The following is a 23946-nucleotide window of genomic DNA, read 5'->3' as shown; positions in this document are numbered from 1 at the left end:
AAAAAATCCCGCCGAGGCGGGATTAATAACCTCCAAGACAGTAGGGTATCTTAGGGTTTGTGCATCAATAAAAAACTACTCCTCTACCGTAAATTCATTCGTAAATTCGTGGTCTGAACTTCCGGCAACGAAAAATTCGAATTCGCCGGGTTCTACTACAAAATCCAGATCTGCATTATAAAATTTCAGATCTTCAGTAGTGATCTCAAAACTCACTTCTTTAGATTCTCCTTTCTTTATTTCCACTTTTTTAAAGGCTTTTAATTCCTTCATTGGCGGTGTAATACTGCGAACTTTGTCGTGAATATATAGCTGCACCACTTCTTCCCCATCAAAATCACCGGTATTGGCAACTGTAGTGGTAATGGTGATACTTCCGTTTTCGCTTAATTTATCAGCGCTCGTTTCAGCTTCACCATATTCAAAATCGGTATAAGACAACCCATAGCCAAATGGCAATTGCGGGGTATTTTCAACATCTAAATAATTAGATTTGAATTTCTCGAATTCCGATGGTGATGCCGCCGGTCTCCCGGTAGTTTTCATTCGGTAATAAATTGGAATTTGTCCAACATTCCTAGGCCAGGTAGCGGTTAACTTTCCTGAAGGATTATAATCACCAAAAAGCACATCGGCAATTGCATTACCTGCTTCTATGCCTGGATGCCAAACCTGTAGGATACTCACCGGCATTTCCATCTCTTCCGAAATCACTAATGGACGACCACTCATTAATACTAAAACTACCGGCTTCCCGGTTTTCACAAGTTCCCTGACCAATTTTTTCTGACTATCAGGAATATTTAGATCGGTACGGCTGGCAGCTTCCCCGCTCATTTCGGTAGCCTCTCCCACCACAGCAACAATTACATCGGCATCTTTTGAAACCTCTAAAGCTTCCTCAATCATTGTTTCAGGAGTTTCTTCTGAAATCTCGATACGCGGTCCAAATACATTTACGTTTTTGGCAAAAGTTGTGTCATTACTAATATTGGCGCCTTTTGCATAAGTGATTTGAGCATCTGGAGCAACATTTTTTATTCCTTCTAAAACCGGAATTGAAAGTTGTGGATCACCTGTTGGCGCCCAGGTTCCCAACATATTATTCTTATTATCAGCCAAAGGTCCAACCAATGTAATTTTAGCATCTTTAGCTAAAGGCAGTGTATTTTCGTGCTTTTTCAACAGCACAAAAGAACGTCTTGCAGCTTTTCTTGCTACCGCCCTATTTTCTTCGGAAAGAATATCTTTTTCGGGCCTGCTTTCATCTGAATATAAATATGGATCGTCTAAAAGTCCCAGTTTATGTTTTGCTTCCAGAATTCTGCGAGCCGCTTTGGTGATCTGTTCTTCGGAAACCCTGCCTTCTTCAACAGATTTCTTCAGGGTGGTTAAAAAACCTTCACCAACCATATCCATATCGAGACCGGCGTTTATAGCCAATGCCGAAACATCCTGCAAATCTCCCATTCCGTGGGCGATCATTTCATTTACCGAAGTATAATCTGAAACCACAAAACCTTCAAAACCCCAACGCTCCCGGAACAAATCGGTAATCAACCATTTATTTCCTGAAGCAGGAACGCCGTGAATATCGTTAAAAGAAGTCATTGCGCTGGCAACACCTGCATCTACAGCTGCTTTATATGGTGGCAAGTATTCATTGAACATTTTAATCTTACTCATATCTACCGAGTTGTAATCTCGCCCGGCTTCAGAAGCTCCGTAAAGTGCCAAATGTTTCACCGTGGCGATCATCGTATGTGGCGCAGTAAAATCGTCGCCCTGGTAACCTTCTACCATCGCTTTTGCAACCTGGGAACCCAAATAAGGATCTTCCCCGGCACCTTCAGCAATTCGTCCCCAACGCGGATCGCGAGCGATATCTACCATTGGCGAGAAGTTCCAGTTGATTCCATCAGCCGTGGCTTCTTTAGCCGCAATTTGCGCGGTTTCCTTTATTAACTCCATATCCCAGCTGGAAGAAAGTCCCAATGGAATAGGAAACGTAGTTTTATACCCGTGAATAACATCAGACCCGATAAGCAATGGAATTCCCAAACGTGAATTCTCTACAGCAAGCTTCTGGGCCTGTCTAACTTTTTCGGGGCTGGAAACACCAAAAACTCCACCTACATTTCCGGCTTTGATCTTCGCTTCCACATCTTCACTTACTACTGATCCCGTAGCAACGCCACCACCCGGAGTAAGCAAATTAAGCTGACCAATCTTTTCTTCCAGTGTCATTTTTTCCAGTATATCCTCTACCTGCTGGATCTTTTCCTGTGCGTACAAACTTGAAAGTCCTATAAAAAACAGCAAAGCGACTGACAGATTAAAATTTTTCATATTGGTTATTCTTTAAAATTGATAATTTTCTTTATTTCACTTCCTGAACTTCAGTTTTTTCTGAAATTCCATTTTCGTTAAAGGCTTCAATTTGGAAGTAATACTTTGTATCACGGTCCAGGTTGCGCATAAAATGTTCATTTTCATCATAAATTAACCAGGCGTGGTACAATTTATCTGGCGCAATCCCCCAGCGAATGTTATAGCCCTGGGCTCCTTTAACCGGATTCCAAGAAAAAGCAGCATCCCTCCGGTCTTCCTGCCGAGAAATTTCAAAGTCTTTAACCTTAGCAGGCTTCTTACCTAAACCTTTCCCAAAAACCCTTATCTCAGATAAAGCCAGGTTATTACCCGGAACTTCAATATTATTATAACGCACATATTTTCCTTTTACAGGTTGATTAAGGGGGATATAGGCATTCGGTGTATCTTTAAAACTTTTGCTTCGGTCTACAACTGTTTCCCAGTTTTCACTATCTTCTGAAACTTCCAGGGTGAATCGGTGTCGCAAACCTTCGGTACGGGTATAAATGCCCGATTCTTCATCGTGAAAATTCAGTTGAAAAGCATAAATATTTCCTGGGGAAAGCATTTCGATCTCTACCCATTGCTTATCATCATTGGCTTCAGCAACCCAATAAGATTTCGGACTTTCATCGGTTAACAACTTCGAAATAATTTCACCTTCATTATTTCTTTCCAGCGGCATTTCGGTAATATCAAAATCATCATAAGTAGAAGTACTTTTCCTCACCTGCATTTGCGAAGAGGAGACTCTTGTTTTTCCTTGATAAGAAAGCAACATCCAGCCATTATGCAGTCCTGCTTTTGTAGGGTGATCTGGACCGTATAAGGGATAATCACCATAGCTTGTAATGGTGTACATTAAACCTTCATCATCAAAATAAGTTGGAAACATACTTAACCGACGTTCCCAATGAGAATTGGAAGCCAATGCCATGGTCGCAAAATGCCAGTATTGCCCATTTGTTTGTTTCATAGTAATCCCGTGGCCTGCTCCATTCGCGAAACCGCCCGGCTTAAAACTCATGGGATTATTTTTCATGTATTTAAACGGACCAAGCGGACTTTTTCCAACATAAGCGGCATCGGCATACACATTAAACTGTGTCCCGGGCGCCGCATACTGTAAATAGTATTTACCATCGTGTTTGGTCATTGAAGCACCTTCCATATAACCTTCCTTTAAAGTTGGATGGTAATTATTTTCGCCAAAACGTTCCCAACCGTGTTCTTCTTCAACCAGGTTGAAAAGTTCTTTTTCAACTCCGGTTTCTATAAAACGATCATCTTTATCCAGCATTTTCACACGCAGCGGATGTACATTTGACGAGCCCCAATACAGATAGGTTTTCCCGTCATCGTCAATAAATAATTCGGAATCCTGGATATTATTGGAAATTGATGCCGTTGGTGTCCACTCACCACTTTTGGGATCATCGGTGTACAGAATACTTCCATAGCCTGCCGGATCTCCCGCAAAATATACCAGCGAATCATTATAATTAAAAGCGGTTGGTGCATTGGAGCCTTCGAAAAACCATTGATCTGGCTTTATAAATTCCCAATTAATCAAATCTTTAGAATGCCAGTACCCAAAAGAACGGGTAACGAACATATAGTATTCGCCTTGAAATTCAATTACCGCGGGATCGGCACCCGAACGATAGGAAATATTCTTACTGGAATTATAAACCATATAGGTATAATCAATATCCAGCGGATTGATATAGGTTTCCGGGACTACTTCTTGTGCATTTAAAATTGCACCAAAAAGTATAGCTGTAATTGTAAATACCTTTTTGAAATTTTTCATCATTTCTTTTTTATATTACTTCCCTATTCTTCCTTATTATGAGAGAATAACCAGGGCAATAAATTAGGTTCTGCAAAGGCTGAATCCCAGCTGTTATGGTTATCATTTGGATAAAGCGAAAGTTTAGCATTTCCTCCGTAATGATTAATGGCGCGGGCCATTGCTTCTGAATATTCCGGGAGTACTACATCATCCTTTTTTCCATGGAAAAGCCAAATATTGAAACCTTCAGGATATTCTTTAGCGATTTCAGGATTGGCACCACCACAAATAGCAAAAGCTGCGGCAAACATTTCAGGTTTTTTGTAAATGAGTTCAAAGGTTCCCATTCCTCCCATTGAAAGTCCACCCACATAAATTCTATCAGAATTCACAAAGGCTTCAGCCTGCATTTCATCCATTAAATCCATTACTAATTGTAAAGATTTTGTTGCAGGTTTTTTATTCATAAAATCGAATTGGAAAGGCACGGTATCCCGATTCACCTCAACTTTTGCCCAGTAATCTTCTTTTGGTGCCTGCGGAAAAATAACTATCGCTGGAAATTCTTCCTGATGCTTCAGAAACAATTCACTGCCGTGTGTTAATTGTGATTGGTTATCGTCGCCCCTTTCTCCTGCACCGTGCAGAAACAATACCACAGGATATTCTTTATCTTCAGAAAAATCCTTCGGAAAAAGAATACGGTAATTCAAAGTATCAGCATTTTTAATAAAATGTTCTTTTTTAAAGGATTCCTTCTCCTGTGCATTTACTGAAAATGGAACTACGAGTAGAATCACCAGAAAAACAACCAATACGTATAAAAATCTTTTTTTCATTTTTTATTATTTAAACCTCACAGGTATTGAAAACCTGTGAGGTTTGTTTTTAATAAGAAAAACCAAGTTTATCTAATCCATTTTGAACTTCAGGGGCACCCATAAATAGATCCCAGATTAATCTTGATCTATAATTCTCTATCATTACTACTTGCGGTCCCTGATCTATCGCCAAATATTTTGGTGCTACCCAATCTTCACCTTCCAGGCTATAGGCATCATAAAATCCAGCTGGGCCCCAAAGCAATTCGTTTTGGTCCTCAAAGAAGTAACGCATTGCATTTAAAGAGAGCTCTGGCGTATAGGGAATAGAACTAATGGCTGCAGTTGGAGAAACCACACCGCGATCGGTGTCTGGGGAATGAGCAGTGTAACCTATTCCATCATCTTCATTACGGGTATAACTGGCCGTTAAGCCCCAGGAATTTTCGTTATAGGTTGCAGAATTATTCGGATTTTCCTGCGCGTACTCATAATTGATTTTTGTGTGGTTTACATTCAAATCCCAATAATTAGCGTATTTATCTTCAAGTCCCTTCGGATTCAATCCTAAATAAGAATAATGTGCCCAAAAAAGCGGACCGGCTTTATCACCACGGGTGTTATGCTTCAGTATTAACGGAATTCCGTAGGCTTCTTTATCGCTTACAATATTACCGCTACGAGCCCAACCATCGTGATAAGCTTTAGCATCAATCGCGTGATCTGGAGAAGAAGCAGCCATTACGTAAGTGATCAAACACTCATTATAGCCTTCGATCATAAAGTCCATTTCCCATTGATAATCTGGTGACCAGTGCCAGTAGAGTCCGTTTTTATTATTGGTGTACCATTCCCATTCTATGCCTTTCCAAAGCTCATCATATTTTGCAGCAACTGCTTTTTCTTCTTCATTTCCATTTTTTAAATATTCACGAACTACGATAAATCCCTGGGCTAAAAATGAAGTTTCCACAAGGTCTCCACCATTATCTTTATCACTAAAAGCTTGAGTTTCCCCAGTTTCACCGTTTAACCAGTGTGGCCAAACCCCGTGAAATCTTGGAGCATTATCTAAAAAATCGGCAATTTTATCTAAGCGGGAAACCGCTGAATCTCTTGGAATAAATTCTCGTTCTATACCTGCAACAATTGCCATTAACCCAAACCCAGACCCACCTGTTGTGACTACGTGCGAATCGTTTTTTGGGTAATCCCCATCTGGATGATAGCGTTCGCGGGCCATTCCGGAATTTGGTTCTGCATAATCCCAGAAGTATTTAAGGGTTTGCTTCTGAACCGTATCTAATAATGCTTCTTCTGAAAGGGTTCCAGTTTCTGCCTTTTCTAGCTCTCTCTCTTTTTTATCGGCTTCATTTTTACAACTAGAAAGTAATAAAGTGAATATAAAAAAACTTAGAATTGATTTATAGTTAGTCATTTTGTATAATTTTTAATTTTCGGAATTAATAATTAAACCCCAGTTTTTCTAAACCGGCCTGTATTTCTTCATCTTGCATAAAAAGATCCCAAAGTAAACCAGTTCTATGATTTTCTATCATTGAAATTATTGGCCCCTGGTCTATAGCGAGGTAACCATCGGCCACCCAGTTTTCTTCCTCAGAAAACGCATCGTAGAACCCATAAGGTCCCCATAGTTCATCACCCATTTCTTCATAAAAATAGCGTAGAGCTTTCATAGATTCTTCCGGGGCATATGGGAAAGAAGATAAAGCTGCCGTAGGCGTAATTACCCCCAAATCGTTTGCCGGGCTGTGTGCCGAATAACCTTCATAATTATCACTGGCGGTAAAACCCCAGCTGTTTTCGCCATATCCTTCAAAGTTTTTAGGATTATCTATCGCATAATTATAATGAATAAGACTATGCGCAACATTTTGTTCCCAATAATTAGCGTATTCATCGCTTAGATTTCGAGGATCAAGGCCAATAAAAGAATAGTGTGCAAAGAATAAAGGACCGCCATATGATGGCCCAAGCGGTAGATCAAGTCCGTAATGCTGACGATCATTTACCATAGCGCCATTTGATGCCCAGCCCTGGTGATAAACTTCAGGTTCAATGGAATGAGTAGGTGATGATGCAGCAAGCACATAAACCATAAGAGATTCATTCCAACCCTGAATTTTTAAATCTTTCTGAAAATTATAAGTTGGGGACCAGTGCCAGTAAAGCACATTTTCTCCCTGGGTGTACCAATCCCATTCTACAGCTTCCCACAGTTCAGTGATTCGTTCTGAAATACTTGTTTCTTCGGAAAAATACTGTCGGTTAATTAGTAAGCCCTGCATAAGAAAAGCAGTTTCTACAAGATCACCACCATCATCCATATCCCCGAATTGCCGGGTTTGAGCAACATCGTCTAAATACCAGTGAGAAAACGCGCCGTGATAGGTGGGAACTTCTTCCAAAAAGTCTAAAATTTTTTCCAGTCTTTCAACTGCTTCAGCTCTGTTTATCCAGCCGCGCTCTACAGCAACGGGAAAAGCCGCCAGGCCAAAACCGGAGCCTCCGGTGGTAACAATATTTCTTCCTTCACCTCCATAAGCATCGTCCTGGGAGCGTTCTCGGGCTAACCCGGAATTAGTGCCGGCAAAATCCCAGAAATATTTAAAGGTTTGTTCCTGAACTTTTTCCAGTAATTCTTCATCTGTCAATTTTTCTTCTTCTTCATTTTCTGAATCAGGATCAAAAGGTTCCTGGTAGCCGGGACCATCATCACCCGAGCAGGAAGAAAAAATAAGTACTAATCCTATAAAATATAAGGTTCTAAACATCACGAAGTTTTGATTATGGAAGAATATAAATTATGATTTCTAATTATTTTTTAGCCAATATCGCTTAGCTCACTAAAACTATATTAGCAAGACAAAAAGATGAAGCTGTCTGAAAAGATTGATTTTCGTCAAGCTGTCCCAAAGTTCTGGGACAGAATGACGATTTTTAAATTTTTTCAGACAACTTCGCTATTTTTATGTCTATTCTGCCATTGCAGTCTGGATCTCATCCTCAGTAAGCGCTTTATTGTAGAAACGCAGGTTATCCATATAACTTTGGTCAGCAAGGTGGCCCCATTCTGTAAACCTTGGAGCGCCAGACATAATGGAAACAATATCGGTTCCCGTCCAGTCTATTCCTCCTGAAATAGCACCGGTATTCACTAATTCACCATCTAAATAAATTCGGCTTTCAGAATCTGTGATCACAAGGGCAACGTGCACCCATTCTCCTGCAGCTACATCTATCACTCCACCATCATTCCAACTATCAGCAGAGCCATTTCCAATATTGGCCTTAATACGTTGTTCGTCGGCACTTCCTTCTCTAAAGAGACGGAAACCACTGGTTCTATTATTTTGTGCATCAGGATTATTTTCATCTTCCGGACTAATAGTTATAATTCCTGCACGATCTGGATCGGCATTAACTTTATACCAGAAAGTAGTACTGAATTCTTCGCTTAAAAGTCCATCAGAAGGTAATTGAAGATATGCACCTTCGGCACCTGCGTAAGCATTATTACCTTCTACACTTTCTCCTGCAAACCCTGGAGAACCTACTTCTGTAACTTCCCGATTGGAAACCATATCTCTATAATCTCCATTAAAAGGCATATCGAGGGTAATTGATGAGGCATTAATCAAGGCCTGAATATCTTCCTGAGTTAAGGTAGTATTGAAAAGTCTAAGTTCATCAATGTTACTGTTAATATCAGATCTGTGATCCCAATAGCTAAAGGTATCTCCACCTGCACCTATGGTAAGTTGTTCTACCCCGGTCCAGTCTATAGCTGCGGTCATGGTTCCTGTATTTACTGGCATTCCATTAATATAAAGCACAGTTTCTGTAGGAGTTACGCTGAACGCGATATGAACCCATTCGTTATTAGTAACATCTATTATTCCACCGTCATTCCAGCTTTCACCGGTACCGGTTCCAACGTTCATCTTTATGGTTTGCTCTTCAGCTGAACCTTCTCTAAATAGACGGAAACCCTGCTGACGGCTTTCACTATCCCCAGAACCTTCGGCGCCGGCTACAAGTATTCCTGCCCGGTCAGCTTCATCTGTATTTACTTTATACCAAAAAGCACCACTAAATTCACTACCAAGATTCTCATGGTCCAATGGCACATCTATATAAGATTCAGCTACCCCTTCATAGGCACCTGTTCCCAGATAAGCTTCACCGGAAATAGCCGGATCTCCTGTTTCATCGGCCATATAAATGTTTACCAATTCGGTAAAATCTGCATCAAAAGGCATATAAAAAAACTCTCCCGCATATTTTGGAGTATAAGGAGGTTCTTTACTAAAATTCACTGTTTTGCTTGTCGTATTTCCGGCAATATCTGTAGCATTAATGGTTAAGGTGTGTTCCCCATTGGTAACGTTATCAAAACTCACTTCTTCGTTTACGATACGATAGTCAAGAAACTCATTAAAAGTTGCAATTTGATCTCCGTTTACCAGCACTTCAATCATATCTACCTCGATATCATCAACTACCTCAAACCTAATATTTATTGAGGCTACCGCTTCAGGTACCTGGATTGTAGTGCCTTCGTTAGGATAGTTAATTGAAACCTCGGGGGCACCGGCATCCTCACCCGGATCTACCTGGGTTAGCGGATCTATTCCATCATACTCACAGGAAGTGAGCAGCAGGATGAATGAAAATATTCCGAAATAATATTTATTGATTTTTTTCATTGTTTTTTAGTTTAATTCAGACAAAATATCGTTCATCACAGTATTTCTGTCTACTGCTGTGGCCTCAATAGGTAAGGCGTCTAATTGTTCCTGCGGATATGGTAAATATTCCTTATCGGCAGAAAAATTTCTTCCGTCGTAGCTTAACTCTCCATATTTATCATGGCGAATCATATCATAATATCTAATTCCCCATTCCATCGCTAATTCAGCAAATTTCTCATCCAGAACATCTTGGTGCGTAACACCGCTTAAAGGCGACATACCAGCACGATCGCGCACTATGTTCACAGCCTCATCGGCAGAAATACTGGAACCGTTTGCTCCTAATGTTATAGCTTCAGCATACATTAGCAAAACTTCGGCATAACGAATTACAATCATATTTTTTCCTGCACTATATTGATTTCTTCCATCGGTAAGTTGAGTAGAAGGCAGGTAATGTTTTCCACTGGCAAATTTAGCACGGGCATAGTCGTTAATAACATCTCCTGAAGGAGTTATATTGGAGACGAATCCCGGTACTTCAACACCATCGGCTTCAAGTTCTGCTATTCCTCTATCGGTAAACAAGACACTTGTTTGCAGCCTGGTTTCCTCATCCCTATCTATCATGAATTCTATCCATTTATCACTTGGTTCGTAGAATCCCCATCCACTCTCGGCATTAGCACGAGCAGGAGACCAGTTTTGTGGACCAAAAGGAGCTAAAAGCTGATACAGTTCACCTCCCGCTTCAGTTCCATAATCTGAATATTGTATTTCAAGTAAACTCTCATTACTTAATTCGCCAGGTTTCTTAAAGAGCTGATAGAAATCTGGATGTAGAGAAAATTTTCCTGAGCTTATAATAGCTCCGGCAGCATCAGCTACTTCCTGGTAATTCTCTAATTCCTGATGTGCTAATGCTTTAAGGGCATAAGCTGTGTATTGAGTAACTCCTCCCTGGATATCGGTACGCTCATTTGGACGTGCGTCTGGAAGATTTTCTATGGCCATATCCATTTCATCAGAAATAAACTGCATTACATCTGCTTTTGAAGATACACCTTGTTCCAGTTCTTCTTCCGGCTGATTGGACGTAATAATAAAAACATCTTCCCAGGTTCTGGCCAGGTTAAAATGAAGATAGGCTCTCAATACTTTTATTTCAGCAATATATTGATCGGCTCTTGCGATATCATCAGCATCAGCAAACTCCTTAAAGCTTTCAATTTGCAGGATAGCGCTATTCATATTAACAATATCGTTGTAATGAACATTCCACAGCGAATTGTACATCCAGTAATCTTTATTGTACTCATACCTATCGGTATCTGCAAAGGGTTGCTGGTCTCCCAAACCACCTGCATTTACGTCATCACCTCTTACACCTAATAAGAGCGGTTCTTCCCAGCCACGGGTTGCAAATTCGTAATAAGCACCAATTAGGGGCTGTACCATATTGCTGGCATCGGTAACATCAAGATCACCGGTATCTAATTGTCCCTGGCGTTCATCAAGTTTTTCGGTACAGGAACTAACTCCAAAGCCTATAATGAGACACAGGAGGAAAATTTTTGTGAAACTATATCTTTTCATAATCATTTTTTTAGAATTTTAAATTAACACCCATCGTGTAAATTGCAGGAACCGGGTATGTTTGTCTATCTACCCCGTCTGATACTTCTGGATTAAAACCATTGTAGCTAAAGAATGAAAATGGTTTTTCAGCAGTGAAATAGATTCTTGTTTCCGGTAAACCTTTTGCTTCAATATTATAAGCTACCTGAATATTCTGAATGCGGAAGAAATCTCCATCTTCTACCCAGAAATCACTTAAACGCTGGTTCCAGGCTTTACGTAATCCTGCTGATGAAGGATAGGTATTACTCGTTCCTTCCCCGTGCCACCTGTTAATTGCAAGATCGGCATCAATATTTGTATCCTGGGTATAAATAATTTCCCCTCGTTTTCTATTTAAAATCTTATTACCGGTCTGGCCATAAAAGTCCATTGAAAAATCAAAGGCTTTATAACTAACCCCAATATTACCACCAAAAGTATATTTAGGTAAGAAAGATCCAAGGATCACCCTGTCGGAATCATCTATTACTCCATCGCCATTTTGATCCCTATAAATTAAATCACCAGGAACAAGGTCGTTTTCTACAGCTACAGGATCGGCATCAATTTCCTGCTGATTCTGGTAAACACCAACTCTTTCATATCCATAAAAGCCAAGTAATGGACCACCAACAGTAGTTCTTTGCCTAAATTCAGGTGTACCGGAATCGATATATCCTCTTTCATCTTCTATTTCAAGAGCTTCATTTTTAAGAGTCGTGAAGTTTGCACCTATTCTAAAACTAAAATCTTCGGAAACCTGTTGACTCCAGTTTGCCACAAGCTCTAGCCCTTCGTTTCTTATTACTCCCGAGTTCCTATCTATACTTCTATTTACAATAGGAATAAAAACAGGAAGAATTGCATCGTGGGTATCACGTATATAATAGTCGGCATCTATAGAAAGCCTTCTATCAAATGCTTCAAGATTTAACCCGAAGTTATACTCTTCAATTACCTCCCAGGTATTGTTAGAAAACACACTGGTAGAAGTTAAACCTGTACGGGGCTGATCGGCTATTGGTGCAGTTACGACTTCAATAGTGTTAGATCCGGCACTTGCCTCTACATTATCATTACCCAATTTACCCCAACCGGCTCTTAATTTAAAGAAATCTATAAGGTCGTTATCTACGAGAAACTCTTCTTCAGACACCACCCAACCCAGACCAACGGAAGGGAAGTAACCCCAGGGATCTAAGGTGAATTTTGAAGATCCGTCAGCTCTAAACGTACCATAAAAAATGTATTTATCTTTAAATGTATAGGCTACCCTACCAAAGTATGAAAGCCCGTAAAATCTTCTACCTACTTCCTCTACATTATTAGCAAAAGAATCAGGATCGGCAAAATCCAGGTACCAACTAGTTTCGAGGCCGATTCCCGATATATCAAACCCGGTAGCTTCAAATTCGTTGCTGGCTTCATCTCTAAATGAGGTACCAGCCATTAAGGTTAGATCGTGATCACCAAAAGTATCTTCATAAGTCAGCACGTTATCCCAGTATTGGTTAGAAAAATTGTTGTTTTCTCTTTTAATACTAGAACGTCTTTCAAAATTATTCCCAAGTGTATAAGGAAGATTCACTTCGCGTACTTCTAAACTAGAGTAATCATGACTGTAAGTAGTTTTAATGTCTAATTTATCTTCTATTAGTTCATATTGTAAAAATGCAGAGGTAAGTTGCTTTCTTATCTTTAACCTGTTCTCATTATACGCAAGATCCTGAAATGGGTTTTGCGTACTTCTATATCCTAAAAGTTGAGCATTAGAATAGCGCGTAGGACCGGCTTCTGTATTTGTCTCGTCTATAACCGGCATTGTTGGCACTGCGAAATAAGCCCTAAACCAGGCTCCATTCTCTGGAGCATGTTTAGTAGCGTTACTAAAAATAGAGTTCATACCAATTTTTAAACGATCGGTTAGATCTATATCTACTTTAGAACGAATATTAAAACGCTCGTAGTCATTTTTCATATCAAGAATACCTTCCTGACCAGTATAGTTGGCTCCAACAGCGTAAACCACGCTTTCGCCTCCACCTGAAGCAGAAATACTATGATTTTGGATCAAACCTTCTCTAAGAATTTCCTTGTACCAATCGGTATTTACTGCAGGAACATTAGGATTAATACGGCTACGGCCATAACGTTGAATTGCATTCTCAATAAATTGAGCATCCGGTGCAGACCCAGATTCTCTTGCCATAGTAGCAAATTGCTCTGTATTGGCAAGTTTCACAACATTCTGTGCTCGTTGAAAACCGGTGTAACCATCGTACTCAAATTGAGGTTTCTGGTTTTTTCTACCAGATTTTGTTTCAATAATCACAACTCCATTCGCTGCCCTAACTCCATAAATAGCCGAAGAAGAAGCATCTTTTAGAATGTTTATAGATTTTATGTCTTTTGTATTTAGAAAGTCAATATTATCATATAAAACGTCATCTACTACATATAGCACATTGGTCCCGTCTCCAAAGGTGCCCAGTCCTCTAATTCGCACGGTAGGAGAATCACCAGGAGAACCGGAGTTAACAATTTGCACTCCGGAAACTTTTCCCTGTAAAGATTGCATTACATTAGCGGTAGGTGTTTTTTCAATTTCTTCAGCAGACACAGTACTAATGGAACCCGTTAAATCTCTTTTCTCCTGGGTACCGTAACCAATCACAACAACTTCTTCAAGCTGATCGGCATCTTCTTCCAGTGAAATGGTATATGCAATATTCGCACCCACCGTAAATTCCTGCGGAAGAAACCCGAGGAAAGTTACTCTCACGGCATCACCAACTTCAACATTATCAAGACTGAAATTTCCATCAAAGTCGGTTACATCAAAAATCTCTTTGTCAATAACCTTTACTTCGGCTCCCGGTAAAGGCATATCGTTTTGGTCTGTTATTATCCCTGAAATAGATTTGGTTTCCTGAGCGAACCCAAAACTGGATAATAAGACCATACAAATGGCAAATAATTTTAATTTCATACGGTTGAATTTTTACTGAATTTTAACAGAAAGATACAACCAAGCTTAGTTTTAACGCAAACGATGTAGTACACTACTGCTACATCAAAAAAATTAAGGTTTTATAATGTTGGTTTACAGTATTTTAAAAGGTTTTTGAAGTAAAATTTTAACATTGCATTAAATCAATGATGTAGTAATGATGTATTCCTTGTATGTTAATTTTGGAGGTTTAAATTAAGAACTTAGAAATTTTTTATAAGAAAATTTGTTAGATTCTCCTTTTTATCCAAATCCATTTTCTTCCGAAGGCGATAACGATGTACTTCTACCCCACGTACCGAAATACCCATTAATGGAGCAATTTCTTTTGAGGTAAGATTCATTTTTAGATAAGAGCACAGCTTTAAATCTTTGCTGGTAAGGTGAGGGTAACTATCTAGGATATCTTTAAAGAAATCCTGGTGCAATTCATTAAAGTTGGTTTCAAAAACCTGCCATTCATCCTTGTTTTTAATAGCCCGGTTTATTTTATTTAAAATATGTTTCATTTTAAATTGATTGGGGAAACTACTTTTATCCTTATTCAATTCATTTTGAATTTCCATTAGCATTTCATTCTTCTTTGCAGCTACCATGGTGGTATTAGCCAACTCTTTTCTTTTTAAAGTAATTTGGTTTTTTAATCGTTCCTTTTCAAGATTATTAAGTCGTTCCTGGTGTTCCTTTTCAAACTTCTCCTCCAACACACGTTGGTGTTTCCTTAGTTTTAGTTGATTATACCAATAAACTAAGACCACCAGCGACAAAATGATAAGCATATAAACCAGTTTCATTATGTTAGACAAGTACCAGGGAGGATTAATACTAAAATTAAAACTGTTCTTTTTTGCAATTTTAGCTTGTGGCCCTACAGCCAGGAGTTGTAGCTGATAATCTCCATGGTTAAGATTCTGAAGATTTATAATTCCATTCTTAACCTCACCGCTTAAAGTATCTTCACCTCTTAAGCGATACCGTAAACCCATAGCTTCAGAAACCGGAAAAGAAGTGTAAATATTTAAATCTCTTGAACTTTTATAAGGAACCTCTGGATAATTTTCAAGAGAATGACGCCCATCAATATCTAAAAAACCTTTTACCGTGGGCGTACTAATGTGAACATTGTTCAAATTCTTTATAAATTTTGCCAGGTCTAACCTCGCAAAACCATCGTTTAAAGCAATATAGTAGAGCGAATCGCCATTTTTTAAAATCTTTTCGTAATTCTTTACCAGTCGGTTATTCAAATTACCGGGCGCAACTACGATATTATTATCGTCAAAATTGGTAAACTTAAGGGAATTGTTTTCGGTATGGCTAAACCAATAGGAATCTAAATCTTTGAGTAACATTTTATGCTTTCTAAAAGCCTGCAACTCTTCAAAAACAAATAATGAGTCTTTGAACGAGTTGTATTTAAACCATTGGTCTCCATTAAAAACAGCTACCTGATTGTTAATTATAAAAACATTTGTATTAATACTGTTTCCGCCATCTGGAATATTGATTTTATCAATAAACTGAGTATCCTTAAAATTATTTTTTAAACCTACCCTGTAGAGCCCTTCATACGGGTGAGCTGCCCAAAGGGTGCTTTCATTTTCAAAAACGATGTTTTTAACTGGAAAATTTAAACTGTCAAGGCTATAAATACTATCTTCCTTTCTACTAAAATTGCGAATTCCGGTATAGCTGCTAATTAGATATTCATTCCTGCTGTAGGGTAAATCACTAATTTTAAAACTTCCGGTAGAGGTTTCCACTGGTTCTAACTTATCCTCAAGCAGGTAGTAAGTTCCTGTGTTGTGATTTACGTATAAGGTATCGTTTAAGATTTCAAGGTTCCAGGTATGCCCTTCGGCCCCTTCAATAATTTCTAGCTGATTATTATTAAAAGTATAAACCCCGGTATTACTGGCCAGGAACATTTTATCATTATAAAAAACCAGATCATAAACAGCTCCTAATTCGCCGGTATCATCGGTGTAAAACTCTACAGGTGAATCAATTTCAATACGGTCTATTCCGTTATCCAGTCCTAACCAGATATTACCGTGTTTCTCAACAAAACCCAGGATAGTATTATTCTGAAGTCCGCTATTTCGATTAAAAATAGAATAAGTTTTGCTGGTTTCATCGTAGTTTATAATTCCATTCTTAACTGTACCCAGAAGTATTCTATAGTCACCTGAAGTCATTACATGGTTAAGTTCAGAACGTTCTAATTCCTCTAATAACTGAGGATCCTTAAGCAGTGTACAGCCTTCCCAGTTATACTTAAAAAGCTTCTCCCGGGTACCAATAATGAGGTTTTCTCCCTGTATGGCCATATCTACAATAACTTCATCATTTAAAATATCCTGATTTGGAAGTTTTTGTAATTCATTATTATCATCCAAAAAATAGATACCTTTCTTTCGCACGGCCAACAAAAGTTTGTTTTTATAAATCAACATTTTATTACTTACAATATTTTGAACGGGTTTGATGGCTTTATTATCGTACTTGTAAATGGCACCAAAAGATCTAAAATAAATATCTCCGTTGAATTCGAGAATTTCCCAAAACTCTTCGCTTTGCATTGCATATTTTCCCAGTTTTGGAATAAGAGAGGTATAATACAATTCTCCAGTATTATCCTTCTTCCAATATCCAAATTCCTTATAAGATCCTGTGAAGATTTTGTCCCCATAAACAAAAACTGAACGAATAATACTGCCGTTTGGCAAAGGAGATAATTCCCAGGTCTGTCCATCAAAACTTAGTAAGCCCTGATTATTTGCAGCGTAAATCACCCCTTCTTCATCTACATCAATATCCCAGTTCTGGCTGGCGGCTTTATAATCTGTAGAAGAATAGTTATGTATAGGCGGGGTAAGCTGCTGTGAAAACAGACTATAAGACTGAAAACCAATTAATAGTACAACTAATATTTTCAGTTTAAAATACTTCATAAAACGGAATTGAGCAGTTTGTGTATAGGTCTAATTTAAGACAAAATTACATACTTTTTGTACATTAGTCCTTACTCATCAAAATCTTCCTTTATGATTTCTAAGAAAATTTTCCTTTTATTTTTCAGCCTATTTATAATATCTGTTTCTTTTATTTCCTGTAAAAATAATACTCCCGAAAAAGAAGAAAATAGAGATCAGGAAACACAGCGTCCAAATATTGTCTTCATAATGACCGACGATCACGCTGCCCAGGCGATTAGTGCATATGGTCATCCGGTGAGTAAATTGGCCCCTACTCCAAATATTGATCGCATTGCACAAAATGGGGTGAAATTCAATAATAATTTTTGCACAAATTCTATTTGTGGTCCCAGCAGGGCGGTAATCCTAACCGGAAAGCATAGCCACGAAAACGGCTTTAGAATGAACGGAGAAGTATTTGATGGTTCCCAACCTACCCTCCCAAAGTTTCTTAAAGAAGTTGGTTACCAAACTGCACTGGTAGGAAAATGGCATCTCCACGGTTTACCTGAAGGTTTTGATCACTGGAATATACTTGTAGATCAGGGGAATTATTATAATCCAGATTTCATAAAAGGAAAAGATACTACCAGGATTGAAGGCTACGCCACCGATATTATTACCGAAATGGGCTTAGACTGGTTAAGAAATAACCGATCTAAAGAGAAACCCTTTATGCTTATGGTTCAGCATAAAGCACCACATAGAAACTGGATGCCGGCATTAAGACATATAAATAAATATGATTCTATTGAATTCCCATTACCTGAAAGTTATTTTTCAGATCACGAAGGGCAGGTAGCAGCACAGCAACAATTGCAAACCATTTATGAAGATATGTACGAAGGACACGATTTAAAGATGAGTGTAGCGAAAGGCAGCGATTCTTTAAGGCATAATCCCTGGAAAACAGATTTTGAAAGAATGACGAAAGAACAGCGCGATACCTGGAACGACTCCTACCGACCTAAAAATGATGCTTTTCACGAAGCTAATTTAAGCGGAAAAGAACTGGCTAAATGGAAAGGCCAACGTTACCTAAGAGATTATCTTGCCACCGTGGCTTCGGTAGATGAAGGGGTTGGGGAAATTTTGGATTATCTGGAAGAATCTGGTTTAGCTGAAAATACTTTACTTGTTTATACCACAGATCAAGGATTTTATCTCGGTGAAAAAGGTTTTTTTGACAAACGCTTTATGTACGAAGAATCTTTGGCTATGCCCATGTTAATGCAATTTCCCGGCGAGATTGAAGCAGGAAGCGAAATAAATGCACTAACACAAAACCTGGATTTTGCTCCAACTTTTCTCGATTTTGCCAATGCTGCAATTCCAGAAGATATGCAGGGAAAATCTTTACGAACTTTATTGAATAATTCGGTTTCAGATGCAGATTTTAGGAATGCCATTTATTATCATTATTACGATTTTCCGGCCTTCCATATGGTAAAACGACATTACGGCATCAGGACCAATCGTTTTAAATTAATACACTTTTATGATGATATTGATGAATGGGAACTATACGATCTCAAAGAAGATCCGAAAGAAATGACCAACATCTATAATCATCCTGATTATGCTTCAATAAGAGAAGAAATGCATAAGAGTTTAGATTCCTTGCAACAAGAATACAAGGTTACCGAAACCGAATTTAAAACCACCCCGGAAAAACAGGTAGAAAGAGCCTATCGCAACTTTGCAAAACTAGCCGGTGAAGATCCCGACACCTATCCAGATTTTAAAAATTAGTATTTAATCCATATTATCGGATTTTTTCCTATTTTTGAATCAAACTTCAAATAATATGATGTTTGATAGAATTAAGGAAAAGCTGGAAATTCTGGCCGATGCGGCAAAATATGATGTTTCCTGTTCCAGCAGTGGCAGCAAACGCTCCAACAAAAATAAAGGTCTTGGAAACTCTGACGGGATGGGAATTTGCCATTCCTATACCGAAGATGGGCGCTGTGTTTCCCTGCTTAAAATCCTGCTAACCAACCATTGTATTTTTGATTGCGCTTATTGTGTAACCAGGAGAAGCAACGACATAAAACGTGCTGCTTTTAAGGTGCAGGAAGTTGTAGATCTCACCATTAATTTTTACCGGCGCAACTATATTGAAGGCTTATTTCTAAGTTCTGGGATTTTTAAAGATGCCGATTTTACGATGGAACGATTAATCCAGGTAGCAAAAAAATTACGCCTGGAAGAAAATTTTAACGGCTATATTCATTTAAAATCAATTCCCGGCGCCAACGATGAGTTGATGTACGAAGCCGGACTATACGCTGATAGATTAAGTGTAAATATTGAAATTCCTACAGTTTCAGGATTAAAGAAATTGGCTCCAGAAAAAGATCACGCTGATTTTATAAAACCTATGGAAAAGGTGAAAAATGAAATTATTCAATATAACTCAGAGAAAAAATTAATTAAAAGCACTCCAAAATATGCACCCGCAGGCCAAAGCACGCAAATGATTGTGGGAGCAACAGGAGAAAGTGACCGGGAAATTATGCTTTCGGCAAATCATTATTATAAGAATTATAATATGAAACGGGTGTATTATTCGGGATATGTGCCTATTCGGAATGATCCGCGTTTACCTTCGCTTAGTTCGCAAGTGCCCATGCTTAGGGAAAACCGACTTTACCAAACCGATTGGTTAATGCGCTTTTACGGTTTTAATGTAAATGAATTATTAAACCAGCAATTTCCAAATTTAGATGTGGAAGTAGACCCAAAATTAAGTTGGGCGTTGAGAAATCCGCAGCATTTTCCGGTAGATATTAATCGTGCTGAAAAAGAGACTTTACTAAGAATTCCCGGGGTTGGTTTAAAATCGGTAAGTAAAATCTTAAATGCCCGTAAGTACCAAAAATTAAATTACGATCATTTAAAAGCAATTGGAGTGGCCCTAAACCGCGCAAGGTATTTTATAATTTGCAATTCCCGGGGTTGGGAAACACGAGATTTAGATTCTGCAAAAATTAAATCGCTTATTCTTCGAAATTCCGTAGGAAAATTCAGAAAAGAATATAGCAGTCAGTTAAGCTTGTTTTAAATGCACCCTGCAACTTCACTAAATTACGACGGCACTTTTAATGGTTTACTCACCTGCATTTTTATAAGCTTTGAAGAAAAACTAAGTGTAATTTCAATTAATCCGCCAGATGCGATTAATATAGATTTATTTAGTGAAAATATTCAGATTATTACCGATAGAATGAAAGCCAATCGCGTTTGGAAAGGCTTTAAAAATTTAGCCAGTGCTCGTGGTCAAAACGCAGTTTACTATGCTTATTTAAGTGAAGAACCGGGAATTGAATTAGAAATATTAAAATACTTTCAGCATACTTTTCAGCATAAAAAAAGTATAGATGGTGATTTTGCAAATCCGCACGTTCTAAAAATTGCTCAAACCGCTAAAAAGGTAAGTCGGGAAAAACACCGTATGGAAGCTTTTGTGAGGTTTCAACTTACAAAAGACACTATCTATTTTGCGACGATTGAACCCGATTTTAATGTGCTTCCTCTTATAAAGAAACATTTTTCCACCCGCTATAGCGATCAGGAATGGATAATATATGATTTGAAGCGCAAATTCGGTCTCTATTATAATCTAACTACCACCAATATTATCAATATTGATTTTGCTAAAAATTCGGGTTCTTCAGAAGAAAATGATTATTTTTTTGATTCCCACGAACAGGATTTTCAGAAATTATGGAAAAATTATTTTAAGGCCACCACCATTAAATCCCGTATAAACACAAGGCTTCATCAACAACATGTACCCAAACGTTACTGGAAATATTTGATTGAAAAGAATCCCTTGCATAATTAAAAAATAGTTTAAATTTGTTCTTTCAACTAATTAACATATTCTAAAATGAAAAAATTATTTTTACTTTTTGCTGTTGCAACAATGTCACTTTCTATCTACTCTTGTAGAGAAACTACCGAAGAAAAAACAGAAGACGCTATGGAGTCTGCTGGTGAAGATATCGAAAACGCTGCTGACGAGGCAGGAAATGAGATGGAAGAAGCTGGTAACGAAATAGAAGCTGAAGCTGAAGAAGCTGAGCAAGAAATGGAAAACGAAAACGACGATATGTAATCGTTTCTTTCAAAGAAAATCTAAAGCTGCTTTCTTAACCGAAAGTGGCTTTTTTTAGTTTAAACCAAAATCAAATTACAATGAAAAAGTTAGTTTTATTATTAGTTAGCATTTTTGCACTTAGTTTATATTCCTGTCGCGAAACTACCCAGGAAAAAACAGAAGATGCAGTAGAAGCCATAGGTGAAGACATTGAAGACAATGTAAATAAAGCCGGGGATAAAGTAAAAGAAGGTGCCAAAAAAGTAGAGGAAGGCGCAGAAAAAGTAGAAAGAGAAATAGATGAAGAAATTCACGAAGACGATAACTAATCTATAATTTTTCTAAAAACTAATAAGGCTGTTTCATTACTTCGTTAAACCTACTAAACAGCCTTATTTTTTACGTTCTATTACGTAATTTACCATAAGTTCCAGCGATTCACGATAAGGTGATGAAGGGTAGTCTTCCAGGATCAGCAAAGCTTCCCGCTGAAATTCTTCCATACGTTTTACTGCATAATCAAGGCCATTTTTGTCTTTCACAAACTGAATCACCTCTTTTACCCGTTTCTTATCTTTATTGTGATTTTTAACCGAATTAATCACCCAGTCCTTCTCTTTTTTCGTTGAATTATTTAAAGCGTAAATTAAGGGCAAAGTCATTTTTTGTTCCTTAATATCTATTCCGGTTGGTTTACCTATCTGTTCATCGCCATAGTCAAAAAGATCATCTTTAATCTGGAAAGCCATCCCAATTAATTCACCAAATCGTCTCATTTTAGCAATCGCATCAGAATCGGGTTTAACCGAAGCAGCGCCTAAACTGCAGCAAGCGGCAATAAGTGTAGCTGTTTTTTGCCTAATAATATCGTAGTAAACGGCTTCAGTAATATCTAAACGCCTGGCTTTTTCTATTTGAAGCAGTTCACCTTCACTCATTTCGCGAACAGCAACTGAAATAATTTTCAGTAAGTCAAAATCATTATTATCTATAGAAAGCAGTAAACCTTTAGAAAGTAAATAATCGCCCACCAAAACGGCAATTTTATTTTTCCATAAAGCATTTATACTAAAGAATCCCCGGCGGCGGTTAGAATCGTCTACCACATCGTCGTGAACCAAGGTAGCAGTGTGAATAAGCTCTATAACCGAGGCGCCTCGATAAGTACGTTCGTTCACGCTCCCGTCTGAAACCATTTTGGCAACCAGGAAAACAAACATAGGCCGCATCTGCTTTCCTTTGCGGTTAACAATATAATGTGTTATCCTGTTGAGCAGTGCAACTTTGGACGACATAGATTCCAGGAACTTCTTTTCGAAAAGTTCCATCTCTTTCTCAACCGGAAGTTTTATTTGGGAAATTACTTTCATTAAGCCACCAAAGATAATTATTTATAGAGAATATTCATCAGTGGTTTTTCTTTTGAAAAGAAAGTAATTTTAAAGATCAATTAAGCCGATTTATTTGCTAACTGACCACAGGCAGCATCGATATCTTTTCCGCGCGAACGTCTTACGGTTACTGTAATCCCATTGCGCTCCAAAATTTGTTGATACATATCTGTAGCATTAGAAGATGCCTGCTGAAAGTTCCCATCGTCTATAGGGTTGTACTCAATTAAATTTACTTTGCACGGCACATAGTTGCAAAAGCGCACCAGGGCTTCAGCATCTTTACGGGTATCGTTAATATCTTTCCAAACAATGTACTCGTAAGTAATTCGGCTTTTGGTTTTAGAATACCAATATTCCAAAGCTTCCCGAAGATCGTCTAAAGGAAAAGTAGCATTAAAAGGCATTATTTGTGTTCGTACTTCATCTATTGCAGAGTGAAGGGAAACTGCAAGTTTTATCTTCGCTTCATCATCGGCCAGTTTTTTTATCATTTTTGGAACTCCTGAAGTAGAAATCGTAATTCGTTTTGGGGACATTCCCAGGCCTTCGGGTGAAGTAATTTTTTCTACCGCTTTCATTACATTCTTGTAATTCATAAGCGGTTCTCCCATTCCCATAAAAACAATATTGCTAAGCGGCCTGTCAAAATACAAGCGGCTTTCATTGTCTATAGCAACTACCTGATCATAAATTTCATCGGGATTCAGGTTTCTCATTCTTTTTAATCTTGCGGTAGCGCAAAACTGGCAATCTAAGCTACATCCCACTTGTGAAGAAACACAGGCTGTAGTCCTGCTGGCTGTTGGAATTAAAACCGATTCAACCGTGAGTTGGTCGTGAAGTTTCACAGCATTTTTAATGGTACCGTCGCTGCTACGCTGCATCCGGTCTACCCGAATATGGTTTATCACAAAATTCTCGTCCAGCATTTCACGGGTTTCTTTAGAGATATTGGTCATCGCCTCAAAACTGTGCGCGCCTTTATTCCAAAGCCATTCGTATACCTGACTTCCGCGGAAAGATTTATCGCCATTAGCCACAAAAAATTCCTGCAGTTGTGCTTTTGTAAGTGCCCGTATGTCTTTTTTCTTATTTTTCACGCTGCAAAAGTATGAAGAATTAAAGGATTTTTAAG

At 38.3% G+C, this 23946-nt stretch carries 16 protein-coding genes; 5 read left to right on the top strand and 11 right to left on the bottom strand.

The features are described 5' to 3' along the window. Window positions 1-75: 75 nt before the first annotated feature. The 9 genes from bglX to B5488_RS02655 form a co-directional block, all read right to left on the bottom strand. Complete coding sequence (gene bglX, locus B5488_RS02695; RefSeq protein WP_079733873.1) at window positions 76-2349, bottom strand: beta-glucosidase BglX; 2274 nt, start codon at window positions 2347-2349, stop codon at window positions 76-78. Between the two features lie 31 nt (window positions 2350-2380). Then, window positions 2381-4189 carry a family 43 glycosylhydrolase gene (locus tag B5488_RS02690; RefSeq protein ID WP_231919796.1) on the bottom strand — a complete coding sequence of 603 codons (1809 nt, stop codon included), beginning with the start codon at window positions 4187-4189 and terminating at the stop codon, window positions 2381-2383. A gap of 20 nt (window positions 4190-4209) precedes the next feature. Continuing rightward, entirely contained in the window at window positions 4210-5007 is a 798-nt protein-coding gene (locus B5488_RS02685; RefSeq protein WP_079733871.1) for a carboxylesterase family protein, read from the bottom strand. A 49-nt stretch (window positions 5008-5056) separates the two neighbouring features. Then, window positions 5057-6427: a glucoamylase family protein gene (locus B5488_RS02680; RefSeq protein WP_079733870.1), complete on the bottom strand. Its 1371-nt coding sequence runs from the start codon at window positions 6425-6427 to the stop codon at window positions 5057-5059. A gap of 25 nt (window positions 6428-6452) precedes the next feature. Beyond that, entirely contained in the window at window positions 6453-7784 is a 1332-nt protein-coding gene (locus B5488_RS02675) for a glucoamylase family protein (protein ID WP_079733869.1), read from the bottom strand. A 201-nt stretch (window positions 7785-7985) separates the two neighbouring features. After that, window positions 7986-9719, bottom strand: a complete 1734-nt coding sequence (locus B5488_RS02670) for a LamG-like jellyroll fold domain-containing protein (RefSeq protein ID WP_079733868.1) — start codon at window positions 9717-9719, stop codon at window positions 7986-7988. Window positions 9720-9725: 6 nt separating this feature from the next. Further along, on the bottom strand, window positions 9726-11300 hold the full coding sequence (locus tag B5488_RS02665) for a RagB/SusD family nutrient uptake outer membrane protein (protein WP_079736505.1): 1575 nt from the start codon (window positions 11298-11300) through the stop codon (window positions 9726-9728). Between the two features lie 10 nt (window positions 11301-11310). Beyond that, a complete protein-coding gene (locus tag B5488_RS02660) occupies window positions 11311-14313 on the bottom strand; it encodes a SusC/RagA family TonB-linked outer membrane protein (RefSeq protein WP_079733867.1) in 3003 nt (1000 codons plus the stop codon). Between the two features lie 224 nt (window positions 14314-14537). Beyond that, window positions 14538-17288 (bottom strand): helix-turn-helix and ligand-binding sensor domain-containing protein, encoded by a 2751-nt coding sequence (locus B5488_RS02655; protein WP_079733866.1) that lies wholly within the window; start codon window positions 17286-17288, stop codon window positions 14538-14540. Between the two features lie 93 nt (window positions 17289-17381). On the opposite strand from B5488_RS02655, the gene B5488_RS02650 reads away from it, so the two are divergent. The 5 genes from B5488_RS02650 (at window position 17382) to B5488_RS02630 (ending at window position 21746) form a co-directional block, all read left to right on the top strand. Beyond that, window positions 17382-19064 (top strand): sulfatase family protein, encoded by a 1683-nt coding sequence (locus B5488_RS02650; RefSeq protein ID WP_079733865.1) that lies wholly within the window; start codon window positions 17382-17384, stop codon window positions 19062-19064. Window positions 19065-19119: 55 nt separating this feature from the next. Beyond that, window positions 19120-20379 (top strand): putative DNA modification/repair radical SAM protein, encoded by a 1260-nt coding sequence (locus B5488_RS02645; protein WP_079733864.1) that lies wholly within the window; start codon window positions 19120-19122, stop codon window positions 20377-20379. Further along, a complete protein-coding gene (locus tag B5488_RS02640) occupies window positions 20380-21162 on the top strand; it encodes a TIGR03915 family putative DNA repair protein (protein ID WP_079733863.1) in 783 nt (260 codons plus the stop codon). A 45-nt stretch (window positions 21163-21207) separates the two neighbouring features. Then, window positions 21208-21435 (top strand): hypothetical protein, encoded by a 228-nt coding sequence (locus B5488_RS02635; RefSeq protein WP_079733862.1) that lies wholly within the window; start codon window positions 21208-21210, stop codon window positions 21433-21435. An 80-nt stretch (window positions 21436-21515) separates the two neighbouring features. Further along, window positions 21516-21746 (top strand): hypothetical protein, encoded by a 231-nt coding sequence (locus tag B5488_RS02630; protein ID WP_079736504.1) that lies wholly within the window; start codon window positions 21516-21518, stop codon window positions 21744-21746. 63 nt (window positions 21747-21809) lie between these two features. Here the strand turns inward: B5488_RS02630 and B5488_RS02625 are convergent, their stop codons facing one another. Further along, window positions 21810-22787, bottom strand: coding sequence for a polyprenyl synthetase family protein (locus B5488_RS02625; protein ID WP_079733861.1), 978 nt, complete (start codon window positions 22785-22787; stop codon window positions 21810-21812). Between the two features lie 80 nt (window positions 22788-22867). Further along, window positions 22868-23911, bottom strand: coding sequence for a 23S rRNA (adenine(2503)-C(2))-methyltransferase RlmN (gene rlmN, locus B5488_RS02620; RefSeq protein WP_079733860.1), 1044 nt, complete (start codon window positions 23909-23911; stop codon window positions 22868-22870). Between the last annotated feature and the right edge of the window lie 35 nt (window positions 23912-23946).

The organism is Salegentibacter salegens (genome assembly GCF_900142975.1).
GTDB classification, from domain to species: domain Bacteria; phylum Bacteroidota; class Bacteroidia; order Flavobacteriales; family Flavobacteriaceae; genus Salegentibacter; species Salegentibacter salegens.
This window is presented reverse-complemented; position numbering and strand designations above follow the sequence as displayed.